General features: G+C 41.0%; 12 protein-coding genes. 4 read left to right on the forward strand and 8 right to left on the reverse strand.

The features are described 5' to 3' along the window. Window positions 1–2: 2 nt before the first annotated feature. Together JNN12_03555 and JNN12_03560 are read right to left on the reverse strand one after the other, a co-directional pair. A complete protein-coding gene (locus JNN12_03555; protein ID MBL7977391.1) occupies window positions 3–437 on the reverse strand; it encodes a phage holin family protein in 435 nt (144 codons plus the stop codon). A 48-nt stretch (window positions 438–485) separates the two neighbouring features. Next, window positions 486–3002: a zinc carboxypeptidase gene (locus JNN12_03560; GenBank protein ID MBL7977392.1), complete on the reverse strand. Its 2517-nt coding sequence runs from the start codon at window positions 3000–3002 to the stop codon at window positions 486–488. Window positions 3003–3331: 329 nt separating this feature from the next. Here JNN12_03560 and JNN12_03565 point away from each other — a divergent pair, with 329 nt between their 5' ends. The 4 genes from JNN12_03565 to JNN12_03580 all read left to right on the forward strand — a co-directional run bounded on the left by JNN12_03565 (window position 3332) and on the right by JNN12_03580 (window position 6162). Further along, the gene (locus JNN12_03565; GenBank protein MBL7977393.1) at window positions 3332–3526 is read left to right on the forward strand and encodes a hypothetical protein; all 195 of its coding nucleotides are present in this window, start codon (window positions 3332–3334) and stop codon (window positions 3524–3526) included. Window positions 3527–3633: 107 nt separating this feature from the next. After that, window positions 3634–4086: a hypothetical protein gene (locus tag JNN12_03570; protein ID MBL7977394.1), complete on the forward strand. Its 453-nt coding sequence runs from the start codon at window positions 3634–3636 to the stop codon at window positions 4084–4086. Window positions 4087–4120: 34 nt separating this feature from the next. Further along, window positions 4121–5341, forward strand: a complete 1221-nt coding sequence (locus tag JNN12_03575; protein ID MBL7977395.1) for a serpin family protein — start codon at window positions 4121–4123, stop codon at window positions 5339–5341. 293 nt (window positions 5342–5634) lie between these two features. Continuing rightward, entirely contained in the window at window positions 5635–6162 is a 528-nt protein-coding gene (locus JNN12_03580; protein ID MBL7977396.1) for a biopolymer transporter ExbD, read from the forward strand. A gap of 226 nt (window positions 6163–6388) precedes the next feature. On the opposite strand, the gene JNN12_03585 is transcribed toward JNN12_03580, so the two are convergent. From JNN12_03585 to JNN12_03610, 6 genes are all read right to left on the reverse strand, one after another. Beyond that, a complete protein-coding gene (locus tag JNN12_03585) occupies window positions 6389–7120 on the reverse strand; it encodes a macro domain-containing protein (protein ID MBL7977397.1) in 732 nt (243 codons plus the stop codon). A 307-nt stretch (window positions 7121–7427) separates the two neighbouring features. Beyond that, complete coding sequence (locus JNN12_03590; protein ID MBL7977398.1) at window positions 7428–7721, reverse strand: putative toxin-antitoxin system toxin component, PIN family; 294 nt, start codon at window positions 7719–7721, stop codon at window positions 7428–7430. A 519-nt stretch (window positions 7722–8240) separates the two neighbouring features. Next, window positions 8241–9038: a cation transporter gene (locus JNN12_03595; GenBank protein ID MBL7977399.1), complete on the reverse strand. Its 798-nt coding sequence runs from the start codon at window positions 9036–9038 to the stop codon at window positions 8241–8243. A 181-nt stretch (window positions 9039–9219) separates the two neighbouring features. Continuing rightward, window positions 9220–9696 (reverse strand): macro domain-containing protein, encoded by a 477-nt coding sequence (locus JNN12_03600; protein ID MBL7977400.1) that lies wholly within the window; start codon window positions 9694–9696, stop codon window positions 9220–9222. A gap of 150 nt (window positions 9697–9846) precedes the next feature. Next, on the reverse strand, window positions 9847–10380 hold the full coding sequence (locus JNN12_03605; protein ID MBL7977401.1) for a hypothetical protein: 534 nt from the start codon (window positions 10378–10380) through the stop codon (window positions 9847–9849). A gap of 302 nt (window positions 10381–10682) precedes the next feature. Then, window positions 10683–12758 carry a type I restriction endonuclease subunit R gene (locus JNN12_03610; GenBank protein ID MBL7977402.1) on the reverse strand — a complete coding sequence of 692 codons (2076 nt, stop codon included), beginning with the start codon at window positions 12756–12758 and terminating at the stop codon, window positions 10683–10685. Window positions 12759–12959 lie beyond the last annotated feature (201 nt).

Genomic DNA, 12959 nt, shown 5'->3' on the forward strand with positions numbered 1-12959 from the left:
AATTATTTTTTTGTTGCAGGTTTGGGCAAAAACGTTGGCGTTTCGGAGGCTACTGGGATGTTGGGCGGTGGAACCTCTTTCGCAGGCAGTAAAAACGTGACCCCCGGAATCTTGTTCCAAAATGCCTTCTCTGGCTTGATCTTCATAAACTTGGGCCGGATGATACCAAACAATAATCCCGCCATCAATAACAAGGCCGTAACCAAAAGAAAGCCCCAAAAAGCGTGTCCCAGCCACATTCCCAAGCCAAGAGCCAAGGTGATTAGACAAAAAAACAAAAAAACACTCACCACAAATACCAAAATCAATATTCGGATAAGCTGGTTCACAAAGTCTTCGGTCTCCAATGCAAAAAGCGATAGCCGAGCTTCCACCCAACCCCTTACCTCTTCGAGCAAGGCTTCCAAATGATTTCCCAAATCACCCAAAGGATTCATCTTCTTTTGGTTTAGTTACACAAACCATTTTCCACCTATCAGGCTTATTTATCGTTGACCTACCATAAAAATGGCATTGGCAAAAAGGAGTTTTCCACCATACCAGAAGCCCCGAAAAAGAGGATTTTCCGCCATATAGACCACCTGTCCACGTCCCATATCTACTACCCCATATGCCAATACTTCCTGAAGTTTCGGCTTCAAACGGTGGCCCACAAAACCTGTCACCCAACTATTTTTGGGAACAACCCCCACATTATCGCCGTCGGTCAGGTATTCATATAGCGTATTGTCTTGTTTCAACTCAAAATAGGTCTCTTCGTATCCAAAAGCCAACGGATGGGTATGGTCCATTTTAAGACGGAATATTGCCCCTGGAATGGCATCTCCCATACTTTCTCTTTCCGCTTTAATGTAGAGCCGTAGTCTGCGGCTAAAGTCTTCCTCACCAGCACTTTTCTTGCCAGATTCTTCTGCCTTGGTCTTAAGCCGAAAACCATCCTTACCAGCCAAAAACGACATTGCCCCTTCGATGGCAATAAGTCTGCCACCAGAACGAATCCAATCACGAACTTTGTTTAGATTAGACTCATTCAAGATGCCACCATACCCACCATTCGGCAAGACCAAGACATCGTATTGCGCCAAATTAGCCCTACCCAAATCATCCGCCTGAATTTGCGTCACTGGATAAGATAGGTCGTTATCAAAAAAGTGCCATACCTCTCCCGCAGAAAGGGAGGAAAGGGCACTACCCGTCAACATCGCCACGCGCGGGGTTTTGATGGCAAATACATCTCCCGAACCCAGATCGGGCCCGGCATCTGCCATCCCTGTTGCAAGTGGTATAAGTTCTTTACCAAACATATGCGCTATTTCAGACACTTCTTTTCCAAAAGGCTTGGCAAGACGATCGTTCAAATGACGTGCAATAATCAACGAACCTGGGGCATAAGTTACCCCTTTGTGTGTCATTGGACGGATGCCAAACCGCACTTTGTAGCCTTTTTGAAGCAACGCCGAAAGGAATTTGGCATCTTGGAGGTTATTCCAAGTGGTAATATACGCCACCGCAGGTTCAAAAACGGCTTGACTGGATGACAAGGGGGCACTCGCTACGGGATCTATACGGTCTGACAAGGCGTAGGCCTCTATATTATAGGCATAAGGCAACGACCACGCGGTTATATCATACGTCACCGAATCGGGTAGAGTGGATTTTGGCTCGAACAAAACATGCGTTAATACCGACTTAGGCTGGAACACACTAACCACCAGATCGCCCGCTTTTACACTTACAGGTTCGTCTATGTTTTTACGGAAGTTAAAACCTTTATACACTTTACTTGTTGGCGCCGTTCCATAACGAATACCCAGCCCATCTAAATGTTGTTGTAGCGCCATTAGACTCCCTTTATTGCCTCGCAAAACATAGGATTTATAAGAATAAGTTGGCGCTTGTTGGAAAAATTTTCGATACTCTGCAATTAACCGCCCTGCTTCTCTGGCAGACACTTCGATGTTTGACAAACTAGTGGTAACGTGCGTTTGTACCCGCTGTATAAACGTAAGGGTGTCTCCTTCGGCTGTGAACACCCCCAAGCCGCCGCCAATGCCGCCTTGTTCATAGGTCATCCCAATGGATCCGTTATATACCGGATAAGTGTCGCCATAGGCAGGGTAAAAAAGGTCAAACCGTTCTCTTGTAAAATACATCCAACCTTTTTCATCAAAATATTTGGCATTGTTTCGCCCGATTTGCATTTGAAACTCGCGCTGCCACGGTGTAATAACGGCATGATAAGGCTCGGCAGCGGGTGGGAAGTAATACGGCTCGTCTATGCCTTGCTCGTGGTAATCGGCATGTACGTGGGGCATCCATTCATTATACACTTTAATCCGATATTGGGTCTCTTGCTGTGTTAACCAACTCCAGTCTCGGTTCAAGTCGAACATATAATGGTTTGAACGACCGCCTGGCCAAGGCTCTACGTGTTCGCGTGCCTCACGAAGAGGGTTAAATCGTTTTCCTGCCACCGAATTATACCAGTTCACATAGCGGTCACGACCATCAGGGTTCAAACAGGGGTCTATGATTACAACGGTTTTATCTAACCATTCCTTACTTTTGGGGTTTTGCGGATTTAACAAGGCATACAACGTGCCCATAGCAGCTTCGGATGAAGCAGGCTCGTTACCATGCACGTTGTAGCTCATCCAAACAATGGGTTTCTCGAAGCCCGTAGAAGAGCCTGGCATCAAACCAGCCATCTTCAGGTTATTGGTCCGAATTTCCTCTATCCGCGCCATATTTTCGGGCGACGTAACAACCATATAGTATAAAGGACGCCGCTCATTAGACTGTCCGTAAGACACCAATCGTACACGATCTGTTTGTTCAGCAACGTAGCGAAAATATCCTTGTATTTGTTCATGCCGACTGAACGCAGTCCCCAGTGCATAACCGAGAAATTCTTCCGGCGACTTTAAACTGGATTGTGCTTGCGCCATGCCCATCCCTGTATAAAACAAAAGTATGGCCCAAAGGTGTAGTTTCTTGAACATCTGTTTCTGTGGTTAATCGGATTTTACGAAGAAGATAAAGTTACACTTTTGAAGCCGAACAACAAAACCTTAGAACAACATACTTCGTGAAATCCTTTTTCCGATTACCCTTAATCGGCTCCAACGAGCAATGGCATTAAACCTTACGATCTGCCATATCATCTATCTTTGAACCATTCTTCTATCCGCAGCTTCCATTTGATCATTTGAACCAAGCCCCTGTGGCTGGCTCTCCTAAAGGTTGACGGCCTACAATCGGCCAGATGCTTGCAGGTATATCCTGCTCCAAAACCGATTAAAACACCACTACCACACTTATCTTAACCTACATGATTCAATCTTATAAGCGCCGTTTAAGGGAGGCGGCACAAAAAACCAAAGTTTACCTTGAAATACTGGAAGATGACCGATTAACCGAAGCACAAATATGGGAACTTGCCGACTACATGCAGCAGGTTTCAGATGATCGGCTCACCAAGGTTTACAAAATTTTTAAGGAAAAACAAACCAAAACAACTCCTTGAATATAAAAGCCCTTCGGGGCTTTTTTTGCATTTAGTCATTCTCAATATGAACCGTGTATCACCACCAAGTAACCTAATCTCTTTACAAACCATAAATCTATTTGCCCATGAAACTTTATATGAAACCCTTGTTTTGGATCATGATTGTAGCCTTCGGGCTTACAGGGTGTGATAGCCTACAACAAACCAGCAGCAAATCCTTTGAAACAGCCTCCGGAAAATGGGAAAAAAACAATTTCACCGATTACGAGTTTGTTTGGGAAAAATCTTGCTTTTGTGCATTCCGAGGCCCATCTTTGGTGGTGGTAGAAAACAACAAAGTGGCACAGGTATTGGATCCAGAAACCCGTCAACCAAGAATAGGTGTTGAATTAGAATGGTTTCAAACCATTGATGAATTGATGGCATGGATCAAAGAAGAGGCGGACCGTAAACCAGAACTCTTGAAAGTAGAATACGATAGCACCTATGGGCATCCAGTTTCTATTCAATACGATTACAGCAAAATGATTGCCGACGACGAGTTCTTGGCCACTATCAAGAATTTAACTAAGCGATAATCGTATCTATCTATAACTTTTACAGACACTTAACATGAAAAACTTGTTCTGGATAGGAGGGCTTTGTCTGATACTCTTGGTATCAGGATGCGATGCCGTGCAAAACCAGGCCCAACCCCTTAAACTCAGCGACGCACAACAGAAAGTCGCACAAAAATCGAACCACTTTGGCTTTGATTTATTGAATCATACGCTTAAAGAAGAAACACAAAACCCTAACGTGGTGGTAAGCCCACTATCTGTTTCTATGGCTTTTGGACTGGCCCTAAATGGCGCAAAAGGCAATACCCGAACAGAAATAGAAAACACCTTGGCCATCGCGGGGCTTTCTCCCGAAGCAATCAACCAAACCTATCGCACTTTATTGGATCAACTACCAAAGTTAGATCCAAAGGTACAATTGAATATCGCGAATGCCATCTGGTACGACCAGCAATTTGGTACCGCCGTAAAACCAGATTTTCTTGCAACCAACCAAACCTACTTCGATGCCAAGGTACAAGCATTGAACTTTAAAGACCCTGCCGCAGTAAATACCATCAATAATTGGGTAAACACGTCAACAAAGGGAAAAATCTCCAAAATATTGGATAGCATTTCCGCCAACGAGGTCATGTTCCTGATGAATGCCTTGTATTTTAAAGGAACTTGGACAACTGAATTTGACGAAAAAGAAACATCCAATGCCCCCTTTACTGTATCTCCAGGAAAAAACACAAATGTCCCCATGATGAAGCAAACGGGGCAGATGGCTTATGCAGAAAACGACCTGTTCCAAGCGGTGGAATTACCTTATGGCGACGAAATCTATACCATGACGATCCTTTTGCCAAAAGAAGGCGGTTCATCAGAAAAAATAATCGCAGACTTGTCCTCAAAATGGGATTCTTGGCAAAGTACGTTCAGAAAACAAAAGATAGCACTCCAACTCCCGCGTTGGAAAACGGCTTACGAAGTAACCCTGAATGGTATTTTACAAACTTTGGGTATCAAAGAAGCCTTTATGGGCGGTATTGCCGACTTTACGGGTATTGCCGATGCTCGGTTGAGCATTAGCAAAGTGAAGCACAAAACATTCATCGAAGTAAATGAAAAAGGAACCGAGGCCGCAGCCGTCACCAGCATTGGGATTGAAGTTACCTCTTTTCCCAATATGCCCCAAATGGTGGTGAACCGCCCTTTCCTTTTTGTCATTCGTGAAAAGTCTTCCGGAACCATCTTATTTCTCGGCCAGATACAAGATCCCACACGCTAAAATGGTACGGTGGATGATCATGGCACGTTTCGGATAGAGACGTGCCATTTTTTATGGTGGTTTGCCCCTTTAAACGAAGCAGTCACAAAAAATATCGTGGCCCACCTACTTTACTGCTACCATACTTACCGGATGAGAATCCTTTCAACAAACGGCCCAGCCACCTTCATTTCCACTTTTTCTTCCCATGCCTTTTTTTTCTTTCTACTTGAAAACAATAACGTGTTAAATCCAACGTTTATGAGGTAATGATTGCGCAATCTGTCCATTTTTTCACCCAAAACCATAATAAAATGGCAGAAACAGCCTTGCGCCCTGACAAAAAATCCAATCGGCGCTCAAAAAAACACTCCACTTATATTGACTTCACGCCAATGGTGGACTTGGCCTTTATCCTCATTTCATTTTTTATGCTTACAACCACTCTGGCTGAAGCAAAAATGATGGAATTAATTGCCCCGAAAAAAGCTACCGAGGAAATGACCCCCATTGATATCGCGGTTAGCCATTCGTTATCTCTCCTTTTACTCAGCGATAACCGCGTGGCCTTTCACGCTGAACCTACCAACGAATTCAAGATCGAAAAAGCCAATTTTACCACTTTTTCCAGCGATGGCCTACGCAAGGTTTTACGGGATAAAAAGCAGGAGGTCACACAAAAAGCCGGAAAAGACCAAAACCTAGTGGTCTTAATTAAGCCAACCTCCGCCAGTTCATATAAAAATCTGGTGGACGTCATTGATGAATTAAACATTGCTAATATTCGGCGCTACGCACTGATGGACCCAGATGCCTCGGAAGTGGCGGGAATACGCCCATAATATATCGCAAAACGGGCAAGTCATTCACAAATGACCGGATGGCTTGCCCACTTTTTTTCATCCCACACAGCACACCTTGGCGTTCGGGCGGGTTTCGGAGCACAAAGTTTCAATTTATTACTAAATTTCATTAGAAACACAACACTTGAATTTAGCACTTCGCTTTCATAGAAGCACGAACTCCCCGCTTTTGCAAAACGGCTGTTGGCGGTTCGTGCTTCTTTCACTATTTGTAATATTTTCCCCATATGTCGTTGTCGATTCCGTTTAGTTCAACTTGTATGGGTTCATTGTCAAAGTCATAAATGATTAGTCCAGCAACAGGTTCTTTAAATTCGGTTCCATCGTCCGCAACAACTTTGAATTTGTTGTCTTTGGTGAACTTATTAATGCGAATGAGGTTGTCGTCGCGCTCTTCAACAAATGTGTTGCGAAAAAAGTTACGATACTTATTGTATTTGTCTGTTGGAATAAGCCTTCCGGATAGAACTCCCATTCCATCGTCTTCCAAACCAATATTTACAGTTCCAATGATTTCATTGTCCGCAAATAGTTTTGAAGGAATTGTATAAACTTTATAGTTGAGTTGGCTTTTTATAAAATAGAAGTTGTCATCATCGAAGCATACAAAAATCACTTTTTCAATTTTGTCTGAATGAGAAACAAATTCCATAACTGTGTCAACCGCAACTCTTGCAGCTTCATTTATAGGATAGCCATAAACACCTGTGCTAATACAAGGGAAAGCAATCGTCTTGCAGTCATTGTCTACAGCTAATTGCAAAGAGTTTTTATAACAATCAGCGAGTTTTTGTGATTCGTTTTTTTGTCCACCATTCCAAACGGGTCCGACCGTATGAATTACAAATTTTGCTTTCAAATTTCCTGCTGTCGTGATAACAGCTTGTCCTGTTTTACAACTACCTTGTCTTGCGATTATTTTTCTACAGTCGTCCAAAATTGCTTGTCCGCCGCTCGATGTATTGCACCGTCCACACCACCACCGCCTAAAAGAGATGTGTTCGCAGCATTTACGATTGCGTCAACTGTCACTTTTGTGATGTCGCCTTTTAGAATTTCTATTTTAGTTCTAATGCTCATTTTGTGTCGTCGTAGCATGACCGCTAACGGAAAAATGTTTGCAAAGGACGGGATTTAATGGCACTTCCTTTGCCCTACGCACAAAATTTATAGAAAGTACAAAAGCCTAAATTACGCACATCAGCCCGCCTTTTCGCAAACATAATGTTATGGGCTGTGCATTTTTATTCAGGTGTATAGTTCTCCCAATACTCTTTCGGACTTACGATTCTCGTCTGTTTGTATGCTGAAAATGTGAAATCATTTGTGTTTCCTGTGATAATGAAGTCTGCCGAGCATTCGTCTGCAAGTTCCAAAATCATATTATCGTCCTTGTCTGAAATCAAGTCAAGTTTTGCAGTTGGTACAAACTTTTTGGCTTTTGTTTCTATGTCTGCAAGCAAACTTTCGGCTTTACCAAAGAAGTCGGGAAACTTTGCAAATTTTGGTCTTGATAGCACTTCGTAATACTCGGACATTAGTTCTTCGGATACCAAAGTAAGAACTTATCATCTATAAACAGTTCGTAAATAATTTTGTAAGGATGACTCCGTTGAATAAGCGAAGAAACAATAACATTGGTATCAATTACGATTTTTTGCATTTCTTACCGCCTTTACTTCTTCGTTTATCTCGTCCATAGTCATTGAAGATAGCCCGTATTTTTCGGCTAACTCTACGCACTTGTTTAGGTTTTGTCGCATCAACTCTCGGCTAATAAGTTCTACAAACTCAGTAAAAGTTAGACTATCCTTTCTTATACCAAATTTGTTAAACTCTATATCAGAGATGGAAATATTGAGTATTCTCATAATCCTTGCTTTTTTCCGAAATTTACGAAAAATTTTTTTATGTTTTCAAGTTTTTGTTCTCTGCATAGCCCACAACGTTTTGCGGCTTGGCGAAGGGCGGGATTTTTACCACAAATGTTCATACGAAGCACGAAACCCCGCCTTTTGCCAAACCGCTGTTAGCAGTAGTGTTTTTTTGTCCGTCTGTCATTTTGATAGTTTTAGAATTTTAAATGCTCCTTGTCCAACGATGAAAAATACAATTGTCCCAACGATAAGGTCTGGATACTTTGAGTTTGTCAAGTAAACAAGTCCACCTGCGACAATTACACCTAAATTTACAATTACGTCATTGGATGTAAAAATCATACTTGCCTGCATATGTGCTTCTTTGCTTTTACTTTTTTGCAGTAAATACAAACAAAGTCCGTTGCCAATAAGTGCAAGAATTGAAATAAGTATCATTGTCTGAAATGCAGGAACTGTTTCAGTCTCAATAAATCGTCTGATTACTTCGATGAAACCAAAAACGGCAAGTGTCAACTGAAAAGAACCTGCGAACTTTGCAATGTTCTTTTTTCGTGTCATTGTCCCACCAACTGCAAAAAGTGCAAGTCCGTAAACAATGCTGTCAGCAAGCATATCCAAACTGTCTGCCACAAGGCCCATTGAGTTTGAAATAAAACCTGTTGACAGTTCAAGTGCAAAAAAGAAAAAGTTAATGGCTAAAACTTGCCAAAGCAATTTTCTTTCCCGGTCGGTGTTTTCTGTTGTTGTTGTGTAATTGCCAGCCGAAACGCTGTCAATAAGTGAAGTGTCAAACTTTAAGTTGTCAAGTCGCTGAAAAATTTGGTCGTGATTGTCGGTGTGAAAAACGATTAGTTGTCTGTTAGCAATGTCAAAATCCAACGAGTTGATGTTTGTCAAGTCGGCAAGTTTCATCCGTATCATCTGTTCTTCGGATGGGCAGTCCATTTTTGATATTTTAAATGTCGTTTTCTGCATTGTTTATTAGGCGATTGATCGTGCGTTATGAGAGGCTCGATAGCCTATTTCTTGCCTTCAAAATGATTGCCTTTATACTCATAAATTTAAAGGACTTAATTCATTTTTAATGACTTGCAACCAGTTTAAAGGCAAAAACTGAAAATAGCAGTCTATTGGCGGCATGATCGCAAGTACTATGTTATAGGCCGTCAATTTCATGTTGGTTTGTAAAAAATTCATAAATCATAAATTGAGTTCGACTTGATTCAAGTATTGATATTAGTATTGGTTTTACTTGTGATTCCCAATTTAATTTCCCCAATCCAGAGCCGATTTTTGGCAAAGCAACTGATTTAATATTGTTTATTTCGCATATTTTCATTAAATTTTTTATCCCTTTGTTTAGATAATTTAGTTCAGCGTGATACATGTCAGGTTGAGTTGCAATATAAATTATTCCTATTTTATCATCAGAGTTTTGTGCGATAAATACATCACCACTTTTAAAGCCATTTGCTCTTGCATGCTTTTTAAATGCTTTTTGTAGTTCAGGCCATTTCTTAGATATTTTTAAAGCTAAGCCAGTACCCAAACCTTCTTGAAGTCCAGTTGCAACCCCTTGAGCAATAAATTGCTCTTTACTTTGAAGTATGTCACCAGAAATAAAAGTTATCATATGTTTGATGGCCTATAACGTTTTGCGTGTTGCCGCAGTTGGCGATTTCGGAGCACTTCATTGTCAACCTGCACAAAAGTTTGATAGGAGCACTCAGCTTCAATTTTGCACATCACCCGCCTGACGCAAAACCCGTGTTATGTGGCGTTTTTATTTCCACTCGTCTCTTAATTTTCTCCATTCTTTCCAAAATGTCAAGTAACCTTTTCTATCAAAGTCGTCAGTCGGAATTGTCTTTGGCAAACTTGTCTTGTAGAAATTCTCAACTTGGTCTGCAAAGTCCAAAACTGTTTTTTTATAAGTTTCTTTGTCAATAGTTGCTTCTTGTCCGCTGTCTGCTATGTGTTTGATTTTACCATCGTCTGTGTGAATAATTGTCCAGTCAATTCCGCTTGGACAACCCATTATAGCAACGTTGTCATTTTCTTCGTCAGCCATAAAAAAGTGTCCGCAACAAGGAAGCAATTGACTTGCAAAGTCGTCTTTTATGTAATTGTCCTTTATTGTCCGCATTAAATATAGTGCAGTTGAACTTACTGTTACGTCTAAATGGTCTTTGTCCGCAACGATTTCGTTACCAATCCTGACAAAAACGTATCCGTGTGCACAAAGGTCAGCCGGATCGTCAATGTCCTTTATCCAATGAAGGTCTAATAGTTTTATGTCAAAATTGTTCTCAGTCATTTTTGTTTGTCGTGTCGTCTTTTAGGGTGAGTGCTAACGGTTCTCGGCTTGGCGTAGTGGCGGTTTTAGTGCACTTCCATATCAACTGGCAACCAAAGTCAAATGTATGCAACCAAGCTCAAATTAGCAACCTACCCGGCAATTTTGGCAAACCGCTGTTAGCACTTCGCCCTTCTTTTCTGTCGTGTTTGTTTGTGTCATTTCGTGTCTGTTTTTGGTGCGTTGGCTTGGTGGCTCTTTTGCAAAACTTGGCTTTAGCGTGGGCTTGTGCGGTTTTGCAAATGTGCCACCAAAAGCGTGGGCTATCCTGTCATTCCGTTTATAAATGTTTCTACAAAGTCCATTATTCGTTTTAAAATTCTGTCGCCTAGTTTTTTACGTTCAAGTAAACTTGGTTTTGCTCCGTCAATGAGTTCCAACACTTCGTCTCTCAATGGTGGTCGTTCTGCGAATAGATAATCCTCAATGAGTTTTTCTGTTTTGTCTGCGGATAGTTTTTCTTCTTCTACGAGTTTGTTAAATGCCTTTTGTTGTTCTGCGTTCCAAAACTTGTCAAACGCTGGTGCAACTTCGTCTGTGTCCACAATTACAGGCAAGTTTTCTTTGATAAATTTCTCTATCAATTCTCGTTTGCTACGCAATGTCGTTTCAGTGCTTAACAAGTTGAAAATTTCCTGCTCGGCGTTGGTCGTGTCTTGTTGTGCTTGTGCTTTGAGTTTGATTAAAAGCTGAATGATATAAGCAACATTAATTTCGTCTCGGTGAATTAACTCCAATTCAAAATCCACATCTTCCAAAATGGAAACTTTCTCTTTTTGGTGGTTGCTTTTTACTTTGTCGTAAAGGTCAAGATACTTGCTTTTAAAATCTTCAAATTGTTGTTCGGTCATTTTTAAGTCCGCCCATTTGAAGTCTGAAAATGCCGTGAGAATATTTTTTATTCTCATTAAATCTCTGAAAGCCTTTATAAATTCAAGTTCGTCATCTTCGGTTTCTAAATCATCAACGCTGTCGGTAGTTGGCGTTAAAGAAATTAAATGCTCAAACGCTTCATCAAACTTAGCCGCATAATCTTCATACGGTTTCATAATGATGACTTCAATAGCTTCTTTGTTGCTAAATAGAGTAATGGCTTCGTCTGTTCGGTTTTTCAGGTTACGGAACGCAACAATATTGCCCTGACTTTTTTGCTCGTTTAAAATTCTGTTTGTTCGGCTGTATGCTTGTATCAATCCGTGATACCTCAAGTTCTTGTCCACATACATTGTGTTCAATGTCGGACTGTCAAATCCTGTGAGGAACATATTTACGACTACCAAAATGTCAATTTTGCGTTCCTTGACCTTCTTTGAAATATCGTTGTAATAGTGGTAAAAGCTTTGGCTGTCTTTAGTGGTAAAGTTATCGCCAAAAAGATTGTTGTAATCTTGTATGTATTCCTCTAATTTATCTCGGCTGTGTTGATTGATTTTATATTCTGCTGTTGGCTCTGCTACAACATTAAAATCAACATTATCAAAGTTTTCTTCAAAATTGATAAAGCCGTTTGCATCCGCATCATCTTCATTAGCTCCGTAGCTGAAAACGGTGGCAACATTCAAATTATGTAAACCTTCTGCCTTTTTCTTTTTGAATAAATCAACGTATTTTATTAGCGTAGGCACGTTGCTGATACAAAACATGGCCGTAAATTCTCGGCTGTGGGTTTTGCGGTTGTGGTGTGCAATTATGTAATCCGTTATTTTTTCCAAACGGGTTTCATCTTCCATCAATTCTTTGGTGTCAATATCTTCTACTTCAATATCAATATTGGTTTCTGTGGGGGCGAAATGCTTTTCGCCCTTACGATAGTATCTGCCAACATATTCAACTGAAAACTTCAAAACGTTTTCATCTTTGATAGCATCTGTAATCACATACTTGTGTAAACAGTCTTCAAATAAATCTTTGGTAGTTCGTTTGCCGTGTTCGTTTTTGGCTGCATTGTCCGCAAAAATGGGAGTGCCTGTAAAACCAAACATTTGGGCATTGTTGAAGAAATCTTTTATGCGTTTGTGTGTATCTCCAAATTGGCTTCTGTGGCATTCGTCAAAAATGAAAATAATCCGTTTATCTTTGAGTTCCGCCATTTTCGCCTCATACTTCAATTTGCTGATTGCCGTATTGAGTTTTTGAATAGTGGTGACAATCAATTTGGAGTTTTTGGCTTCTCCCTTCTTGTCAACGTAAGTACCTGTAAACTGCTTTACTAAGTTTTGCGTATTATCTATTCCGTCAATACAACCTTCTTGAAAGCTATTAAATTCTTTGGTGGTTTGGTAATCCAAATCTTTTCTATCCACCACAAAAACCACTTTGTGAACCTGAGGCAAATTCATTAAAATCTGACTGGCTTTAAAACTGGTTAAGGTTTTGCCCGAACCTGTGGTATGCCATATATTGACATGGTCCCATTTTCACGGACACAGCGTTAAGTTAGAAAAGTAGCGTTCCTCAAAGTTGTCGGGGCAAAGATAGCCCAGTGCCGAATGCCTCCTTTTCGGGTTGTAGTAGCACGCTATGTAATTGAAGATTTCCGT

It is taken from the genome of Bacteroidetes Order II. bacterium (assembly GCA_016788705.1).
GTDB lineage: Bacteria > Bacteroidota > Rhodothermia > Rhodothermales > UBA2364 > UBA2364.